Source organism: Streptomyces sp. SN-593, from assembly GCF_016756395.1.
Taxonomy (GTDB): domain Bacteria; phylum Actinomycetota; class Actinomycetes; order Streptomycetales; family Streptomycetaceae; genus Actinacidiphila; species Actinacidiphila reveromycinica.
The window spans coordinates 2735880-2754143 of sequence record NZ_AP018365.1 but is presented as its reverse complement, the minus strand read 5'-3'; the positions used below and the strand labels follow the sequence as shown (position 1 = coordinate 2754143).

Genomic DNA, 18264 nt, shown 5'->3' with positions numbered 1-18264 from the left:
GGATCACTTCCTCTTTCGGTAATGCCGGTCCGGGGACCGCACCGCCGCCCCCGCCTCGCCCGTTCCATGGTGCCATCAGCCACGGACACAGGAGACGTGTCTGGACCCATAGTCCCATTCCCACGGGCTAGTCGCGGCACACCACGAGCAACGCCCGGTCGTCGTTGACGTCTTTGGCCACCGCCTCGATCAACCGCCAAGCGGAGCCGCGGAATCCGCCCGGCACCAGGCGGTCCGCCTCGCCGATCAGCCGGTCCATCCCCTCGGCGATCTCCCGGTCCGGCGTCTCCACCAGGCCGTCGGTGAACAGCATCAGCACGTCACCAGAGCCCAACGTGCCCTTCACGCCGTGGAACTCGGCCCCGTCGTACACCCCGAGCAGGGGTCCCTCGGCCGCCATCTCCTCCCAACGGCCGGTCCCCGCGTGCAGTTGCACCCCCGGCAGGTGGCCCGCCGAGAGCAACTCGTAGTCGCCGCTCTCCAGATCAAGCACCAGGTGCACCGACGTGGCAAAACCCTCCTCCCAGTTCTGCCGCAGCAGGTAGCCGTTGGCGGCGCCGAGGAAGGCGTGCGGGGGCAGCGAGCCGAGCAGCCCGCCGAACGCGCCGGACAGCAGCAGCGAGCGGGACGCGGCGTCCATGCCCTTGCCGGACACGTCGGTGAGCACCGCCTCCAGCACCCGGCCGTCGGAACTGCGGGTGGCGACCACGAAGTCACCGGAGAACGACTGGCCGCCGGCCGGCCGCAGCGCCATCTCCGCGTGCCACCCGCCGGGCAGCCGCGGCAGCCTGCTCTGCACCCTGATCCGCTCGCGCAGGTCGAACAGCATGCTGTGGCCGCGCCGCCAGGGCACCCCCACCCGGGCCCTGAACTGCGCTATCACCAGCCCGACCAGCGCCACCGCGGTCACCAGCAGAACCGTGCCCGGCGTCACCCGCCCCGGGCCCTCCCGGTACGGGCCGAGCACCGCCGACTCCACCACCATCGCCAGCGCGGAGCCCGCGTACAGCAGCAGCAGGCTCGCCGGGCGCAGCAGCAGCCCGCCGGCCAGGATCGGCAGCACCAGGGCCTCCGGCGGGCACCACACCGGCATGTTCACCGACGCGTACGCCAGCGCGGGGATCGCCACCGCGACCGCCGCCAGGCCCGCCCACTCCGAGGCGTCGCCCCGGAAGTAGTCGACCGCGGACCGGCGCACGGCCAACCGGGCCCGGTGCAGCCTCCTGCGCCACCGGAACCCGCGCTCGCCCTTCGCCGCCGCCTTGTCCATGTCCCCGGCGACCCTACCCACCGATTGCCGCGCCGTGCAGGGCGGATGGCCTGTGAAGTGGCACGCGGTGGCGCGAACGGGGCGCCCGCCGCGGTCCTGACGAGCGGTCGGCCCGGCCGGGCGGAAATGCGTTCGCCGCGCTCCGTGCCCGGCTGGTAGGCAGTCCGTCATGACCATCGAACTGCGCGGCGCCGCTCCGGACCAGTGGGACTACCTGTTCGACCGGGTGGAGCGGGCCTTCCACGCCGAGACCGAAGCCGTCGAGAAGCGCGCGATGTGGCGCGGCGTGTCCGAGTTCGACCGGCTGACCACGGCATGGGACGGCGACGAGCTGGTGGGCACCGCGGGCCTGCACTCGTTCCGGATGACCGTCCCCGGCGGCGGGCTGCTCGACACCGCCGGAGTGACCATGGTCACCGTCCAGCCCACCCACACCCGCCGCGGCATCCTCCGCTCGATGATGCGCCGCCAGTTGGACGCGCTGCGTGACGGGGGAGAGCCCGTCGCGGTCCTCACCGCCTCGGAACCGGCGATCTACGGCCGCTTCGGGTACGGCATCGCCACGCAGGAGATGAGCGGCGCCATCGACACCGCCCGGGTCCGGCTGACCGTCCCGGCGGCCCCCTCCGGCGCGTTCCGGCTGCGGCTGGTCGCACCGGACGACCCCGGCGCGCTCGCGGCCTGTGAGGACGTCTACGCCGCTTCGGTGGCCGGGCGGGCCGGGATGCTGGCGCGGCAGCCGCACTGGGAGCAGTTGGGCATCGTGGACGCGCCCGCGGTCCGGCGGGGCGCCGGCCCCCTGATGTGCGTGCTGGCCGAGAGCGGCGGCGAGGTGCGCGGCTACGCCCGGTACGCCGTCGCGATCCGGAGCGGCGGCGAGAACGAGGTGCGGCTGCGGAACATCGCCGCACTCGACCCGGCGGCCTACGCCGAACTGTGGCGCTACCTGCTCTCGATCGACCTCACCGGGTCGGTCCGCTTCGGCAGCCTCCCGGTCGACGACGCGCTCCTGCACCTGGTCTCCGACCCGCGCCGGTGCGCCCTCGCCCTGGCCGACGGGCTGCACCTGCGGCTGGTCGACGTCGGCGCGGCGCTGGCCGCCCGCGCCTACTCCGTCCCGGTCGACGTGGTGCTCGACGTCGCCGACGCCTTCTGCCCCTGGAACGCCGGGCGCTGGCGGCTGTCCGGCGACGCCTCCGGGGCGACCTGCGAGCGCACCACCGACCCGGCCGACATCGCCCTGGACGCCAAGGAGTTGGCGGCGGCCTACCTCGGGGGCCCCACCCTCGGCGCGATGGCGGGCGCCGCCCTCCTCCACGAACTGCGCCCCGGCGCCCTCCCCCTCACCAGCGCCGCCTTCCACACCACCCCGGCCCCCTGGCTCCCCCACGGCTTCTGACCCCCGGCCCCCCGGGAACACCCACCCGGGCACCCGCGGGATCGCCGCTGCTCGCGGGCGCGCTGTCGGTAGCGGTGTCTAGGATCGTGGCACGGACCAGATCCTGGGGGTGGGCTCATGAACATCCAGCACCTGACCAGTGCGGCAGCAGTCGAAAAGGCCCTGATGGAGTATGACCGAAAAGGGGGACAGGCGTTTCGGGACGAGTATCACTTCGGGTCCGCCACGCAGTACTACATCCACTCCACGGATCGGTTGTACGACGCTAAGGCGATCGCCGGCGTTGCCTTCGGGTACCAGCACCCGAATGACGGCCCTCTGTCGAAGGACGCCTTCTCCGGCGGGGAAGCCGCCGCCAACCGCGTGCTGCGCTCGCTGGGATACTCCGTCATTGGCAACCACTCTGAGACAGTGGACGCCGAACGGGCCTGGCGTATGGCTGTCTGGGCGGATTTGGTCGCGCGAGGGGACGCTGACGGTTTGGTGACCCCGGATGCCCTGAGGTCCGTGGGGGCGTACGGAAATTTCCGTGGCATCTGGACAGATAAGAAGCGTACGAAGAAGATCCACCCCAACGGGGTGGCGATCGGGCTCAAGCACACCGGTCAGCACTACCCCGATGACCTGAGTGAGACGGGAGTCCTGTACCACTACCCCGTCACGCGGCAGCGTGGCCGGGACCTCGGCGAAGTGAACGCGACGAAGGCGGCGGCCCTCACCGGGCTACCCGTCTTCGTGATCACCGAGCATGGCGATCTCCGGGGCGTACGGCTTGCTTGGGTGGAAGGCTGGGATGATGAGAGCAGCCTGTTTCTGGTCACGTTCGGCGAAAACCCTCCCGGCCGCGTCATCAATCGCGACCTTTCGGAAGAAGAGCCATTTATCCTTGAGGGGAACCGCAGGCGTCGGCGGAACGGCTCCGTTGTTGAGCGGCCCGATCAAGCACGCTTCAAGCTTGAGGTTTTCCTCAGGTACGGCCCGCGCTGCCCTCTTTCCGGAATTGATGTGCCTCAAATGATCGAAGCAGCACATCTGCGGGGCGACGCTGAGGGCGGCAGCCCTGACGCCCGGAATGGGCTCCCCATGAACGCTGCCCTACACCGGGCTTTCGATGCACACCTCTTCGCCATCCATCCTGATTCCCTCACGGCAGAGGCCCGCCCTGGAGGACCGAGCTTGGCCGCCATGGGCATCCTTCATCCGCGGCTGGACCTTGAGCAGCTTCCGCACCGTGAGGCTCTTCGCTGGCGCTACAACGAGTGGTTGCGGCGCACTGGCCGCGAACAGCAGGTCCAGAACGAGGAGCATGCCGCGCCCTGAGGCAGGGCGGGAGGGGGGTGGAGCGGGCGACGGGAATCGAACCCGCGTAGCTAGTTTGGAAGACTAGGGCTCTACCATTGAGCTACGCCCGCGAAGCCGGTGGGTGCTGGGAAACAGCACCCTGGCACCCAGGATTCTGGCACACCGCACGCCACCCGGTCGAACCGGCTCGGCGGTGGGCGTGAATCCTGGCTGCCCGGGCGTACGGAGGCATGTACTCTACGTGTCGCACCAGCGGGGTGTGGCGCAGCTTGGTAGCGCGTCCGCTTTGGGAGCGGAAGGCCGTCGGTTCGAATCCGGCCACCCCGACCAGCAGTTACGCGGTCACCGCAGCGAAGTGCGCAACGACGACGCGACCCCGCCACCGCCGGCGGGCGGCGAGAGTGCGACGGATCGGATCGACCCCGTCCGGGGCGTTTGGCGCTACCGGTAGGATGGGCGGTCGGCGACCCGACGCGTGGCCCCGACCGCGCGCATGAGAGTGGCCCCCATCAACGTAAAGCCCCCAAGGAGACCCAACCGTGAAGAGCGCCGTCGAGACTCTGAACCCGACCCGGGTTCGACTCACTGTCGAGGTGCCCTTCGAGGAGCTCAAGCCCAGCCTCGACGCGGCGTACAAGAAGATCAACCAGCAGGTCACGGTGCCGGGCTTCCGCAAGGGCAAGATCCCTGCGCGCGTCATCGACCAGCGGTTCGGCCGTGGCGCGGTCCTCGAAGAGGCCATCAATGAGGCGCTGCCGAAGTTCTACACGGAGGCGGTCACCGAGGGTGAACTCGCCGAGAACGTGCTCGGGCAGCCCGACGTGGACATCACCGAGTTCAACGACGGCACCGAGCTGAAGTTCACCGCCGAGGTCGAGATCCGCCCGACCATCGAGATCCCGGACTACTCCGGCATCGAGGTCACCGTGGACGCCGTCGAGGTGCCCGAGGAGGACGTCGACACCTCGCTGGAGCAGCTGCGCGACCGCTTCGCCACCACCACCCCGGTCGAGCGCGCCGCCGCCGAGGGCGACGTGGTCGTGGTCGACCTCCAGGCGTCGATCGACGGCAAGGTGCTGGAGGACGGCGTCGCCAGCGGCGTCAGCTACACCATCGGCTCCGGCCAGCTCCTCGACGGCATCGACGAGGCCGTCACCGGGCTGGAGAAGGGCGGCACCGCCACCTTCACCTCCTCGCTCAGCGGCGGCACCGGCGCCGGCCAGGACGCCGAGGTCAAGGTGGACGTCACCGACGTCCAGGCCCGCGAACTGCCCGAGCTGGACGACGAGTTCGCGCAGCTCGCGTCGGAGTTCGACACCCTGGAGGAGCTGCGGGCCGACTCCCGCAAGCGCCTGGAGCGGATCAAGACCTACGACCAGGCCACCCAGGCCCAGGAGAAGGTGCTGGACGCGCTCATCGAGCTGACCGAGGTGCCGATCCCGGAGAAGCTGCTCGCGAGCGAGATCGAGACGCGCACCCACAACCTGGAGCACCACCAGTTCCCGGCCCTCGGCCTGACCTGGGACACGTACCTGGAGCGCGAGGGCAAGACCCGCGAGGAGTACGACGCGGAGGTGTCCGAGCAGGCGGTCAAGGGCATCAAGACGCAGTTCATCCTCGACGAGCTGGTCAAGACCGAGAAGCTCTCGGTCAACCAGGAGGAGCTGACCGAGCACCTCATGCGCCGCGCGCAGTCCTCGGGCATGTCGCCCGAGCAGTTCGCCCAGGCCGTCGTCGAGGGCAACCAGGTCCAGCTCCTGGTCGGCGAGGTGGCCCGCGGCAAGGCACTGGCCGTCGTCGTCGAGGCCGTCAAGGTCACCGACAGCAACGGCGAGGTCGTCGACCTGTCCGACGAGGAGGAGGACGAGGACGCCTCCACCGAGGACGCCGCCGAGGCCGCCTCCGCCGAGGCCGCTTCCACCGAGGACGCGGACGAGTCCGCCGAGACGGCCGCCGAGGACGCCCCCGAGGCCGACAAGAGCTGACCCGGAGCGGCCCGGAGCCCCGAAGGCCCTCGGCGGCCCGAAGAGGCGCCGAGGGCCGCTTCGCCGGGGCCCGCCGCGGAAGGCGTTCGCCCGCCAGTGTCAGGGCCGCGGGGAACCGCGCGACCGGCCCGCCCCCGGCGGTGGTCCAGGACCGCCGCCGGGGGCGGGCCGGGCCCGCCGGCCCGGCCCGTGACAGCGGCATCCGGTCGCGCGGTTCCCCGCGCCCCTTTTCCGGCCCGCAGGGCCCCTGTTCCCGGCCCGCGCCCCGAGCGGCGGGAGAGCGGCCCCGAGCGCGCCGTGCAGGGGCCTCCCGGGGACACGCGCCGACCCCCTTCCGCGGCCACCCGCCGTCCCCCTCTGCGGCCCCCGCCACCCTCTCCCGGGGACGCGCCCCGAGCCCCTCCACGGCGCCGCGCGGGCCGCGCGAACCCGTTCCAAACCCGCCCCCCACGGCATGCGCTCACAGCGAACAGTCCCGCGTAGGGGATTGCTGGGCCCCACCTGCGCGTTAGGGTCCACCAGTAGGAGGGCAGGGGTGCGGCAAGGGTCAGCGGCCGCCCCCGACCCGGACGAAGACCGTGACGGTCGCTTCGACCGTCCGACAACGAGCAGGTGGATACGTGACGACTCCGATGCCTACCGCCGCCGGCGAGCCGAGCCCCGGCGGTCTCGGCGACCAGGTCTACAACCGACTGCTCGGCGAGCGCATCATCTTCCTCGGCCAGGCCGTCGACGACGACATCGCCAACAAGATCACCGCACAGCTCCTGCTCCTTGCGGCCGAGCCCGACAAGGACATCTTCCTCTACATCAACAGCCCCGGCGGCTCCGTGACCGCCGGCATGGCGATCTACGACACGATGCAGTTCATCAAGAACGACGTCGTCACCATCGCCATGGGCATGGCCGCCTCGATGGGCCAGTTCCTGCTCACCGCGGGCACCCCGGGCAAGCGCTTCGCGCTGCCGAACACCCGCATCCTGATGCACCAGCCCTCCGCGGGCCTCGGCGGCTCCGCCACCGACATCAAGATCCAGGCCGAGCAGCTCCTGCACACCAAGCGCCGGATGGCCGAGCTGATCGCCGAGCACTCCGGCCAGAGCTTCGAGCAGATCACCAAGGACTCCGACCGCGACCGCTGGTTCTCCGCCGAGGAGGCCCGGGAGTACGGCCTGGTGGATGGCGTGATGCTGTCGGCCGCCCACGTCCCGGGCGGCGGTGGCACCGGCGCCGCGCCCGCCTCCTGAGGCCGCCCGCACCGGCCGCGGTGCCGCGCCCGCCCGGCACCGCCGGCGCGCCGGCCGCGGCCGCCCGGCCCCCGACAACGACGCACCTCATCACCTGGAGACGGTGGACGTGAACCCCTTGAACTTCCCCGGCAGCGGCCTCTACGAGCGCACCGCGGCCGAACGCCCCGGCGTGTTCGGCGCCGAGGCCCGCTACGTCATCCCGCGCTTCGTCGAGCGCACCTCGCAGGGCGTGCGCGAGTACGACCCGTACGCGAAGCTCTTCGAGGAGCGCGTGATCTTCCTCGGCGTGCAGATCGACGACGCCTCCGCCAACGACGTCATGGCGCAGTTGCTGTGCCTGGAGTCGATGGACCCCGACCGGGACATCTCGGTCTACATCAACAGCCCCGGCGGCTCCTTCACCGCGCTGACCGCGATCTACGACACCATGCAGTTCGTGAAGCCCGACATCCAGACGGTCTGCATGGGCCAGGCGGCCTCCGCGGCGGCCGTGCTGCTCGCGGCCGGCAGCCCCGGCAAGCGGATGGCGCTGCCGAACGCCCGGGTGCTCATCCACCAGCCGTACAGCGAGACCGGCCGCGGCCAGGTCTCCGACCTGGAGATCGCGGCCAACGAGATCATCCGGATGCGCCAGCAGCTTGAGGAGATGCTCGCCAAGCACTCCACCACGCCGATCGAGCAGATCCGCGACGACATCGAGCGCGACAAGATCCTCACCGCTGAGGAGTCGCTGGCCTATGGACTGGTCGACCAGATCGTGTCCACGCGCAAGACGTCCGTGGGCGTCTGAAGGACGGGTAAGCTGCGCCCTCCGTGCGGCGCCCCGGACCGTACTCGGATCGCGAGTACGCCCAAGGGGGGCCCACACGGGGGGCGCGGCAAGGTACCGTCGATGAGAGAAGCACCAGGTTCCGTTGAAGGTCGGCGGAGCCCAGGCGAAGGGGAAAGACCTCGTGGCACGCATCGGTGACGGCGGAGACCTGCTGAAGTGCTCGTTCTGCGGAAAGAGCCAGAAGCAGGTGAAGAAGCTCATCGCAGGCCCCGGTGTGTACATCTGCGACGAGTGCATCGACCTCTGCAACGAGATCATCGAGGAGGAGCTCGCCGAGTCCTCCGAGGTGCGCTGGGAGGACCTGCCCAAGCCGCGGGAGATCTACGAGTTCCTGGAGAGCTACGTGGTCGGGCAGGCGCCCGCCAAGAAGGCGCTCTCCGTCGCGGTGTACAACCACTACAAGCGGGTCCAGGCGGGCGAGAGCGGCCGCCCCGGGCATGACGACGCCATCGAGCTGGCGAAGTCCAACATCCTGCTGCTCGGCCCGACCGGCTCCGGCAAGACGCTGCTGGCCCAGACCCTGGCCCGCATGCTGAACGTGCCGTTCGCCATCGCCGACGCCACCGCGCTCACCGAGGCGGGCTACGTCGGCGAGGACGTCGAGAACATCCTGCTGAAGCTGATCCAGGCCGCGGACTACGACGTCAAGAAGGCCGAGACCGGCATCATCTACATCGACGAGATCGACAAGGTCGCCCGCAAGAGCGAGAACCCGTCGATCACCCGCGACGTCTCCGGCGAGGGCGTCCAGCAGGCGCTGCTGAAGATCCTGGAGGGCACCACCGCCTCCGTGCCGCCGCAGGGCGGCCGCAAGCACCCGCACCAGGAGTTCATCCAGATCGACACCACGAACGTGCTGTTCATCGTGGGCGGCGCCTTCGCCGGTCTGGAGAAGATCATCGAGGCGCGGGCGGGCGCCAAGGGCATCGGCTTCGGCGCGACCATCCGCTCCAAGCGCGAGCTGAACATGGCCGACCAGTTCTCCGAGATCATGCCCGAGGACCTGGTGAAGTTCGGCATGATCCCCGAGTTCATCGGCCGGCTGCCGGTCATCACCAACGTGCACAACCTCGACCGCGAGGCGCTGCTGCAGATCCTGGTCGAGCCGCGCAACGCGCTGGTCAAGCAGTACCAGAAGCTCTTCGAACTCGACGGCGTGGAGCTGGAGTTCGAGCGCGGCGCGCTGGAGGCCATCGCCGACCAGGCGATCCTGCGGCAGACCGGCGCCCGCGGACTGCGCGCGATCATGGAGGAGGTGCTGATGTCGGTGATGTACGAGGTGCCGTCCCGTCAGGACGTCGCCCGTGTCGTCATCACCGCCGACGTCGTGCACTCCAACGTCAACCCGACCCTCGTCCCGCGCGACCCGCGGATCGCCGGCCAGGGCGAGCAGAAGAGCGCCTAGCGCCGCGGCGGCAGCCGCAGCCCGGCAGCACGCGAAAGGGGGCGCCCGGTCCGAGACGGACCGGGCGCCCCCTTCGCCGTACCAGGGGTGCCGCCGGGAGGCTACTGCGCCTCCACCTCCACGTCGTTGCGGACCTTGGAGGTCAGCTCTCCGGCGTCCGCGATCGAGGGCGCGCTGCCGCCGCCGGTGATGATCTGCGCGGAGTCGATCGGGATGACGTACGCCACCGTGCTGTAGTCCGCCCACACGCAGACCGTCGTGTTGACGGTGTAGGACTGGCCGGACTCCTCGCCCGTCTCCTTGATCGTCTGGCACTTCATGACCGCGTCGCTCTTCATGCCGGCCGGCTTGACGGACTGCGGGCTGCCGGAGGTCTCGACCTTGGTGCCGTTCTCCTTGTCCTCCTCCGTGCCCTGCTTGAGCATGGCGAACATGCCGTCGACGACCTTGCCCGGGTCCTTGACCGTGCCGTAGACGCCGGAGAACTCCAGCAACTTGCCCGCCAGGGCCGACGTGTCCTCCTTGTAGGACGCGCTGACCTGGGTCGGGTCGCTGACCCCGAGTGCCTTGATCTTGGCGAGGTCGTCGTCGTCGAAGCCGTCGCCGTCGGAGTCGTCGCTCTTGGCGTAGTCGCCGGCCACCGTGTCCGGGGTGGTCAGGGTGTACTTCTTGCCGTCGTCGTGCAGTGAGGAGGAACCGCTGCTGCCGCCGCCCCTGGTGGCGAAGAACACGCCGCCGCCGACCGCGATCAGGGCGACGACCACGCCGACGATGACGCCGGTGCGCTTGCCGTTCCCGCCCTGCTGCGGAGGCTGGGGGTACCCGTAACCCTGCTGCGGCATCTGGCCGTAGGGGGGCTGCTGGCCGTAACCGGGCTGCGGCGGCTGGCCGTAGGCCGGCTGGCCCCCGTACGGAGGCGGGGGCGGCGGGGCCTGCTGGGGGTAGCCGTAGCCGTAGCCGGGCTGCGGCTGGCCGTAACCGCCCTGCGGCGGCGGGCCGGGCTGCGGTTGGCCGTAGCCGCCACCCTGGGGTTGGTCGCCGTACGGGTTCGGCGGCGGCTGGTTGTAGCTCATGGGTTCGTCCCCTCCGTTAACGAGTCCGGCCATCCTCCCGGATGACATGCCCGGTTCTGTATCCGGGGGCGCAACCGATCCGTAACAGCTCGCGTCACGGCCGGCCGCGCCGACCCGCGGCAACCGGCCCGTTTGGCGGCGCACGGGTGCGGCCACCGGTCCGCCCGGTGGCCGGCTGCGGGGTCAACCGGCCCACCGGGCACGGGGGTTCAGCTCGCGGGCACCTCGACGTCGTCGCGCACCTTCGCGGTGAGCGCGGCGAGGGCCGGGATCGACACGGCGGGCGTTCCCATCGCGCTCTGCGAGCTGTCGTAGGCGAGGAGGTACCCGACCGTGCTGTAGTCGGCCCACGCGCACACCGTGGTGTGGTTGGGGACCTGCTGGCCGTCCACCGGCGTGGTCTCGGTGACCTTCTGGCACTTCACGAGCGCGTCGGGCTTCAGTCCGGCCGGCTGCACGGACTGCGCGTCGCCGGTCGGCACGATCGTCGAGCCGTCCTTCCGCGCCCGCGCCCGGTCGGCGGCGAACAGGCCGATCATGCCGTCGACCGCCTTGGCCGGGTCCTTCACGTCGCCGTGGACGCCGTTGAGGTACAGGTACTTCCCGGTGGCGACGTTGCCGGTGACGTAGGTCCCCGCCACCTGGACGGGGTCGGTGACACCGAGCGCCTCCAGCCGGCTGACGTCGCCGTCCAGCAGGCCCGGGTTGGCGCCGGCGGACTGGTCGGCCCGGGTGTAGGTGCCGGCGACCGTGTCCGGGGTGGTCAGGGTGTACTTCTCGCCGTCGTCGTGGAGCGCGGACGACGAGCCGCCGCCCCTGGTGGCGAAGAAGACGCCCGCGCCGATCGCGACCAGCGCCACGACGGCACCGATGACGATGCCGTTGCGCCTGCCGCTGCCGCTGCCGCTGCCGCTGCCGCTGCCGTTGCCGTTGCCGTTGCCGCTCGCCGCGGGCCCCGGCGGCAGCGGTGAGCCGTACCCGGGCTGCGGCGGCCCGTAGCCGCCCCCCTGGGCCCGGTCGCCGTACGGGCCCGGCTGCGATGGGTCGTGGCTCATGGTGTGGTCCCCTCCGTTGACAAGTCCCGCTCATCCTGCCGCAGTCGCGGCCCGCCGCGCCCTCCGGGCGGCGGGCTGCTCCCGCGGCGGCCGGGCCGCCCGGGCCGCCCTGTGGATAACCCGTCGGGAGCCAGGCGGCGGGCCTACTAGAATCGGGACCGTGACCGACAACACTCATCCGCGCCCCGCCAGCGGGCAGCACAGCGACCCCCATCTGCCGACCCAGTACACGCCGGCCGAGGTAGAGGGGCCGCTGTACGAGCGGTGGGTGGAGCGCGGGTACTTCGAAGCCGACGCGAAGAGCGACAAGCCGCCGTACACCATCGTCATCCCGCCGCCGAACGTGACGGGCACCCTCCACCTCGGACACGCCTTCCAGCACACGCTGATGGACGCCCTCACCCGCCGCAAGCGCATGCAGGGCTTCGAGGCGCTGTGGCTGCCCGGCATGGACCACGCCGGCATCGCCACCCAGAACAAGGTCGAGCAGCAGCTCGCCGAGGAGGGCAAGTCCCGCCACGACGTGGGCCGCGAGGACTTCGTCGCCCGCACCTGGCGCTGGAAGGAGGAGTACGGCGGCCGCATCCTCGGCCAGATGCGCCGCCTCGGCGACGGCGTCGACTGGTCCCGCGAGCGCTTCACCATGGACGAGGGCCTGTCCAAGGCCGTCCAGACCATCTTCAAGAAGCTCTACGACGACGAGCTGATCTACCGCGCCGAGCGGATCATCAACTGGTGCCCGCGCTGCATGACCGCCATCTCCGACATCGAGGTGGACTACCAGGACGACGACGGCGAGCTCGTCTCGCTGCGGTACGGCGACGGCGAGGACAGCGTCGTGGTCGCCACCACCCGGGTCGAGACGATGCTCGGCGACACCGCCGTCGCCGTCCACCCCGACGACGCGCGGTACGCCCACCTCATCGGCCGGCGGATCAAGCTGCCGCTCACCGACCGGACCATCCCGGTGGTCGCCGACGCGCACGTCGACCCGGAGTTCGGCACCGGCGCGGTCAAGGTGACCCCCGCCCACGACCCGAACGACTTCGCCATCGGCCAGCGGCACTCCCTGGAGTCCCTGACGATCATGGACGAGCGGGCGGTCATCACCGTGCCCGGCCCGTTCCAGGGCCTGGACCGCTTCGAGGCGCGCTCGGCGATCGTCGAGGCGCTGCGCGAGCAGGGCCGGGTCGTGGCCGAGAAGCGGCCGTACGTCCACTCCGTCGGCCACTGCTCCCGGTGCAAGACCACCGTCGAGCCGCGGCTGTCGCTCCAGTGGTGGGTCAGGGTCGAGCCGCTGGCCCGCGCGGCCGGCGACGCCGTGCGCGACGGCCGGGTGCGGATCCACCCGCCGGAGATGGAGAAGCGGTACTTCGACTGGGTCGACAACATGCACGACTGGTGCATCTCCCGGCAGCTCTGGTGGGGCCACCGCATCCCGGTCTGGTACGGCCCCGCGGGCGAGCAGGTCTGCGTCGGGCCCGACGAGCTCCCCCCCGCCTCCGGCGAGGGCTGGACCCAGGACGCCGACGTCCTGGACACCTGGTTCTCCTCGGCGCTGTGGCCCTTCTCCACCCTGGGCTGGCCCGAACAGACCGCGGACCTGGCGAAGTTCTACCCGACCGACGTCCTGCTCACCGGTCACGACATCATCTTCTTCTGGGTCGCCCGGATGATGATGTTCGGCCTGTACGCGATGGACGACACCCCGCCGTTCCACACCATCGCGCTCACCGGCCTGGTGCGCGACGAGCACGGCAAGAAGATGTCCAAGTCCAACCCGAACTCCGTCGATCCGCTCACCTGGATGGATGCCTACGGGTCGGACGCGGTCCGCTTCACCCTCGCCCGCGGCGCCAACCCCGGGGCCGACGTCCCGATCGGCGAGGACTGGGTCCAGGCGTCGCGGAACTTCGCCAACAAGATCTGGAACGCCACCCGGTTCGCGCTGATGAACGGCGCCACCGTGGCCGGGCCGCTGCCGGCGCCCGAGGAGATGTCCGCGGCCGACCGCTGGGTGCTCTCCCGGCTCAACACGGTGGTCGCGGAGGTCGACGCGCTCTACGAGGACTACCAGTTCGCGAAGCTCTCCGACGCGCTCTACCACTTCGCGTGGGACGAGGTCTTCGACTGGTACGTCGAGCTGTCCAAGACCACCTTCCTCAAGGGCGGCGACCCGGCGCGGGTCTCCGGGCGGGTGCTCGGCGAGGTGCTGGACGTCACGCTGCGGCTGCTGCACCCGATCGTGCCGTTCGTCACCGAGACGCTGTGGACCACCCTCACCGGTGAGGAGACCGTGGTCACCGCGGCCTGGCCGGCCGACAGCGGCTTCCGCGACGCGGCCGCCGAGGCGGAGATCGCCGCGGTGCAGCGGCTGGTCACCGAGGTCCGCCGGTTCCGCAGCGACCAGGGGCTCCAGCCCGGCCAGCGGGTCCCGGCCGAGCTGTCGCTCGACGGCACCCTGCTGCCGCCCCACGAGGACGCCATCCGGCAGTTGCTGCGGCTCCAGCCGACCGGCGAGGGCTTCCACGCCACCGCCACCCTGCCCGTCGGCGCGGCCAGGGTCTCCCTCGACCTGTCCGGCGCGATCGACGTGGCGGCGGAGCGCAAGCGGCTGGCCAAGGACCTGGCCGCGGCCGAGAAGGAGAAGCAGCAGGCGGAGCGGAAGCTCGGGAACGACGCGTTCCTGGGCAAGGCACCGGCGAAGGTGGTCGAGGGCATCCGCACCCGGCTCGCCGCCGCCGACGAGGACATCGCCCGCATCACCGCGCAGCTCGCCGCCCTCCCGGCGGCGTAGGCGGCACGGGCGGCACGGGCGGCGCCGCGCACCGGGGGACGGTGCGCGCGGCGCCCGCGCGCGGAGCCCGGGCCCGGGCGGTTCGGCCCGGGCCGCTTCCGTAGACTGGACGCTGTGAGCGAGCACGGGCAGGACGACGAGTTCCCGGACGAGTTCCCGGACGACGGCGAGGACGGCGCGGGAGGCGGGCCGCGCGAGGCGGACCTGGCGGTCATCGAGGCCGGCAGCCGCACGCTGCGCACCCAGGTCACCCCGCCCGCCCCGGAGGACGACGTGCCGGCCCGGCCGTCGGACCCCGAGCTGGACCGCCGGCTGCGCGAGGTCGAGGACGAACTGCTGGGCCGCTGGCCCGAGACGAAGCTCGACCCGTCCCTCGACCGGATCGCCGCACTGATGGACGTGCTCGGCCAGCCGCAGCGCTCCTACCCCGCGATTCACATCACCGGCACCAACGGCAAGACCTCCACCGCCCGGATGATCGAGCGGCTGCTGCTCGCCTTCGAACTGCGCACCGGCCGCTACACCAGCCCGCACGTGCAGTCGATGACCGAGCGGATCAGCCTGGACGGCGCGCCGATCTCCGCGGAGCGCTTCGTCGAGGTGTACCGCGACATCCAGCCGTACGTCGAGATGGTCGACGCCGCCCAGCCGCACCGGATGTCCTTCTTCGAGGTGATCACCGGCATGGCGTACGCGGCGTTCGCGGACGCCCCGGTCGACGTGGCGGTGGTCGAGGTCGGCATGGGCGGCAGTTGGGACGCCACCAACGTGGTGGACGCCTCGGTGGCCGTGGTCTCCCCGATCTCGCTGGACCACACCGACCGGCTGGGCAGCACCCCCGGCGAGATCGCCGTCGAGAAGGGCGGCATCATCAAGAAGGGCGCCACCGCGGTCCTGGCCCAGCAGCCGCCGGACGCGGCGCGCGAACTGCTGCGCCGGTCGGTCGAGAGGGACGCCACCGTCGCCCGCGAGGGCGCCGAGTTCGGGGTGGTGCACCGCGAGGTGGCCGTGGGCGGGCAGATGCTCACGCTGCGCGGCCTCGGCGGCGAGTACGAACAGGTCTTCCTCCCGCTGCACGGCGAGCACCAGGCGCACAACGCGGCGCTGGCGCTGGCCGCGGTGGAGGCGTTCTTCGGCATCGGCAGCGTCCACCAGCGCACCCTCGACCTGGACACCGTGCGCGGCGCGTTCGCGGCGGTCACCTCGCCCGGCCGGCTGGAGGTGGTCCGGCGCAGCCCCACCGTGGTGCTCGACGCCGCGCACAACCCGGCCGGCGCGCGGGTCACCGCGGCCGCGATCAGCGAGGTGTTCGGCTTCAGCCACCTGGTCGGCGTGGTCGGGCCGAGCGGCGACAAGGACGTGCGCGGGCTGCTGGAGGCGTTCGAGCCGGTGCTCGCGGAGATCGTGGTCACCCGCAACTCCACCTCCCGGGCGATGGACGTCGACGCGCTGGCGGCCGTGGCGGTCGAGGTGTTCGGCGAGGACCGGGTGCAGGTCGAACCGCGCCTGGACGACGCGCTGGAGGCCGCGGTCACCCTCGCCGAGGACGAGGGCGAGTACGCCGGCGCCGGCGTACTGGTCACCGGTTCGGTCATCACCGTCGGCCAGGCCCGCCTGCTGCTGGCCCGCCGGTAGGGCGGCCGCGCACATGCGGACAGCGGAACACCCGTGCACGCGAGCCGCGGCACACCCGTGCGCGCTTACGGCGCAGCACCCGCGCACGCGGGCGCGGAAGGAAACCAGAGGGAAGGGGGCCCGGGCATGCGGACCCTGTGTTCGAGCACGCTGATCGGCGAGTTCTTCGTGGTCGGCTTCGCCGGGCTGGTCGCGATGAAGCATCCCGACCTGTCGATGGGCACCGTGTGGACGGTCTGCGGCGTCACGATGGCGCTGTGCGTCCTGCTGTGCGGGGTGGTCACCCGGCCGTGGGCGGTCGTGGTCGGCTGGGCGCTCCAGATCGGCCTGATCGTCAGCGGCTTCGTGGTCGGTACGATGTTCGTGCTCGGCGTGATCTTCGCCGCCCTGTGGTGGGCGTCGATCCACTTCGGGCGCAAGGTCGACGACATCAAGGCCCGGCACGCGACACAAGCCGCCTGACAACCGATCGGCACCCGCCTTGTAGGCTCGTCGTCACATTCGCTTGTCATACCCGTCAGGAGCCGCACCGTGTCCCAGCGCACCCTTGTCCTCCTCAAGCCGGACGCCGTTCGCCGCGGCCTGGTCGGCGAGATCCTGGGCCGAATCGAGCGCAAGGCCGGCTGGACCATCAGCGCGCTGGAGCTGCGTACCCTGGATCGCGGCACCCTGGAACAGCACTACGCCGAGCACGTCGGCCGGCCGTTCTACGAGCCGCTCGTGGAGTTCATGGCGTCCGGCCCGTCGGTGGCCCTGGTGGTCGAGGGCGAGCGGGTGATCGAGGGAGTGCGCGCGCTGGCCGGCCCGACCGACCCGATCGCGGCCGGGCCCGGCTCCATCCGGGGGGATTTCGGTACCGTCACCCGTGAGAACCTGGTGCACGCCTCGGACTCCGAGGAGTCCGCCGAACGCGAGATCAAGCTCTTCTTCCCCGACCGTTCCGGCAGCTGACCGGGCGGTTCCCGCATCCGACCGGGGTCGGAACGGAACCAGACACTCCGACACGGCGTCACCATTACTGAGGTCCGCTGTGTGTTCTGATGACAATGGCGTCGGAACCCCGACGCCGCGCCCAGCCCGGCGCGACTACGATGGAACCTCCGCCCACGCTCGGGAAGGCCAGACGTATCCACATGGCGAACAACATGTCGTTCATCGGCCGTGACATGGCTGTCGACCTCGGGACCGCCAACACGCTGGTGTACGTCAGGGGCCGCGGGATCGTCCTGAACGAGCCGTCGGTCGTCGCGGTCAACACCAACACCGGCGGCATCCTCGCGGTCGGTGCCGAGGCGAAGAAGATGATCGGCCGCACCCCCGGCAACATCGTCGCGGTGCGCCCGTTGAAGGACGGCGTCATCGCCGACTTCGAGATCACCGAGCGCATGCTGCGCTACTTCATCCTCAAGATCCACCGCCGCCGCTACATGGTCCGCCCGCGGGTCGTGGTGTGCGTGCCCTCCGGCATCACCGGTGTGGAGCGCCGCGCCGTGATCGAGGCCGCCACCCAGGCCGGCGCCCGTACCGTGCACATCATCGAGGAGCCGATGGCGGCCGCGATCGGCGCCGGACTGCCGGTGCACGAGGCCACCGGCAACATGGTGGTGGACATCGGCGGCGGCACCACCGAGGTCGCGGTGATCAGCCTCGGCGGCATCGTCACCGCCCAGTCCATCCGGGTGGCCGGCGACGAGCTGGACAACGCGATCATCCAGCACATCAAGAAGGAGTACAGCCTGCTGCTCGGCGAGCGCACCGCCGAACAGATCAAGCTGACCATCGGCTCCGCGTTCGCCGCCGCGAAGGACGACGAACACACCGAGATCCGCGGCCGGGACCTGGTCAGCGGCCTGCCCAAGACCGTGGTGATCTCCGCGAACGAGGTGCGCAAGGCCATCGAGGAACCGGTGAACGCGATCGTCGACGCGGTGAAGACCACGCTCGACAAGTGCCCGCCGGAGCTGTCCGGCGACATCATGGACCGCGGCATCGTGCTGGCCGGCGGCGGCGCGCTGCTGCGCGGCCTGGACGAGCGGCTGCGGCACGAGACCGGCATGCCGATCCACATCGCCGAGGCCCCGCTGGACTGCGTGGCGCTCGGTGCGGGCAAGTGCGTGGAGGAGTTCGAGGCCCTTCAGCAGGTCCTCGACGCGGCCCCGCGCAGATGACACGGAAGACGAACCGCCCCACCCGGCGCAGGCGCTGTCACCACCGCGGCGCCGGATGCGGGCGCAAACCGGCACAGTAGCTCCGACCGGCCG

Annotated in this window: 14 protein-coding genes and 2 tRNA genes; 12 read left to right on the top strand and 4 right to left on the bottom strand. The window is 71.1% G+C overall.

Annotated elements, in window-relative coordinates; translation table 11 throughout:
* Positions 1–127 precede the first annotated feature (127 nt).
* Entirely contained in the window at positions 128–1270 is a 1143-nt protein-coding gene (locus tag RVR_RS11305; RefSeq protein WP_202233724.1) for a PP2C family protein-serine/threonine phosphatase, read from the bottom strand.
* 169 nt (positions 1271–1439) lie between these two features.
* On the opposite strand from RVR_RS11305, the gene RVR_RS11300 reads away from it, so the two are divergent.
* Together RVR_RS11300 and RVR_RS11295 are read left to right on the top strand one after the other, a co-directional pair.
* Positions 1440–2669, top strand: a complete 1230-nt coding sequence (locus RVR_RS11300) for a GNAT family N-acetyltransferase (RefSeq protein WP_202233723.1) — start codon at positions 1440–1442, stop codon at positions 2667–2669.
* A gap of 117 nt (positions 2670–2786) precedes the next feature.
* On the top strand, positions 2787–3989 hold the full coding sequence (locus tag RVR_RS11295; RefSeq protein WP_237404687.1) for an HNH endonuclease: 1203 nt from the start codon (positions 2787–2789) through the stop codon (positions 3987–3989).
* An 18-nt stretch (positions 3990–4007) separates the two neighbouring features.
* Here RVR_RS11295 and RVR_RS11290 read toward each other — a convergent pair.
* A tRNA-Gly gene (locus tag RVR_RS11290) sits at positions 4008–4081 on the bottom strand.
* Between the two features lie 143 nt (positions 4082–4224).
* Here RVR_RS11290 and RVR_RS11285 point away from each other — a divergent pair.
* The 5 genes from RVR_RS11285 (at position 4225) to clpX (ending at position 9443) form a co-directional block, all read left to right on the top strand.
* Positions 4225–4301, top strand: a tRNA-Pro gene (locus tag RVR_RS11285).
* A gap of 209 nt (positions 4302–4510) precedes the next feature.
* Complete coding sequence (gene tig, locus RVR_RS11280; protein ID WP_202233722.1) at positions 4511–5956, top strand: trigger factor; 1446 nt, start codon at positions 4511–4513, stop codon at positions 5954–5956.
* Positions 5957–6588: 632 nt separating this feature from the next.
* Positions 6589–7203, top strand: a complete 615-nt coding sequence (locus tag RVR_RS11275) for an ATP-dependent Clp protease proteolytic subunit (protein ID WP_202238536.1) — start codon at positions 6589–6591, stop codon at positions 7201–7203.
* A gap of 109 nt (positions 7204–7312) precedes the next feature.
* Positions 7313–7996 carry an ATP-dependent Clp protease proteolytic subunit gene (locus RVR_RS11270; RefSeq protein WP_402443004.1) on the top strand — a complete coding sequence of 228 codons (684 nt, stop codon included), beginning with the start codon at positions 7313–7315 and terminating at the stop codon, positions 7994–7996.
* Positions 7997–8159: 163 nt separating this feature from the next.
* On the top strand, positions 8160–9443 hold the full coding sequence (gene clpX, locus RVR_RS11265; RefSeq protein ID WP_202233721.1) for an ATP-dependent Clp protease ATP-binding subunit ClpX: 1284 nt from the start codon (positions 8160–8162) through the stop codon (positions 9441–9443).
* A 101-nt stretch (positions 9444–9544) separates the two neighbouring features.
* Here clpX and RVR_RS11260 read toward each other — a convergent pair whose 3' ends face one another.
* The gene (locus RVR_RS11260) at positions 9545–10516 is read right to left on the bottom strand and encodes a hypothetical protein (protein ID WP_202233720.1); all 972 of its coding nucleotides are present in this window, start codon (positions 10514–10516) and stop codon (positions 9545–9547) included.
* Positions 10517–10725: 209 nt separating this feature from the next.
* Complete coding sequence (locus tag RVR_RS11255; RefSeq protein ID WP_202233719.1) at positions 10726–11571, bottom strand: hypothetical protein; 846 nt, start codon at positions 11569–11571, stop codon at positions 10726–10728.
* Between the two features lie 160 nt (positions 11572–11731).
* Here RVR_RS11255 and RVR_RS11250 point away from each other — a divergent pair, with 160 nt between their 5' ends.
* The 5 genes from RVR_RS11250 to RVR_RS11230 all read left to right on the top strand — a co-directional run bounded on the left by RVR_RS11250 (position 11732) and on the right by RVR_RS11230 (position 18171).
* Positions 11732–14368, top strand: coding sequence for a valine--tRNA ligase (locus tag RVR_RS11250; protein WP_202233718.1), 2637 nt, complete (start codon positions 11732–11734; stop codon positions 14366–14368).
* A gap of 114 nt (positions 14369–14482) precedes the next feature.
* Entirely contained in the window at positions 14483–16003 is a 1521-nt protein-coding gene (gene folC / locus RVR_RS11245) for a bifunctional tetrahydrofolate synthase/dihydrofolate synthase (RefSeq protein WP_202233717.1), read from the top strand.
* Positions 16004–16129: 126 nt separating this feature from the next.
* Positions 16130–16465, top strand: coding sequence for a DUF4233 domain-containing protein (locus RVR_RS11240; protein WP_202233716.1), 336 nt, complete (start codon positions 16130–16132; stop codon positions 16463–16465).
* A gap of 69 nt (positions 16466–16534) precedes the next feature.
* Positions 16535–16954: a nucleoside-diphosphate kinase gene (gene ndk, locus RVR_RS11235; RefSeq protein WP_202233715.1), complete on the top strand. Its 420-nt coding sequence runs from the start codon at positions 16535–16537 to the stop codon at positions 16952–16954.
* A 194-nt stretch (positions 16955–17148) separates the two neighbouring features.
* On the top strand, positions 17149–18171 hold the full coding sequence (locus RVR_RS11230) for a rod shape-determining protein (protein WP_202238535.1): 1023 nt from the start codon (positions 17149–17151) through the stop codon (positions 18169–18171).
* Positions 18172–18264: the final 93 nt, after the last annotated feature.

Bases quoted from the DNA above. Each gene is read 5' to 3' on its own strand.
- RVR_RS11240 (WP_202233716.1), top strand. From the start codon at position 16,130: ATGCGGACCCTGTGTTCGAGCACGCTGATCGGCGAGTTCTTCGTGGTC.
- RVR_RS11260 (WP_202233720.1), bottom strand. From the start codon at position 10,516: ATGAGCTACAACCAGCCGCCGCCGAACCCGTACGGCGACCAACCCCAG.
- RVR_RS11295 (WP_237404687.1), top strand. From the start codon at position 2,787: ATGAACATCCAGCACCTGACCAGTGCGGCAGCAGTCGAAAAGGCCCTG.
- RVR_RS11230 (WP_202238535.1), top strand. From the start codon at position 17,149: ATGTCGTTCATCGGCCGTGACATGGCTGTCGACCTCGGGACCGCCAAC.
- RVR_RS11275 (WP_202238536.1), top strand. From the start codon at position 6,589: ATGCCTACCGCCGCCGGCGAGCCGAGCCCCGGCGGTCTCGGCGACCAG.
- RVR_RS11255 (WP_202233719.1), bottom strand. From the start codon at position 11,571: ATGAGCCACGACCCATCGCAGCCGGGCCCGTACGGCGACCGGGCCCAG.
- RVR_RS11300 (WP_202233723.1), top strand. From the start codon at position 1,440: ATGACCATCGAACTGCGCGGCGCCGCTCCGGACCAGTGGGACTACCTG.
- RVR_RS11305 (WP_202233724.1), bottom strand. From the start codon at position 1,270: ATGGACAAGGCGGCGGCGAAGGGCGAGCGCGGGTTCCGGTGGCGCAGG.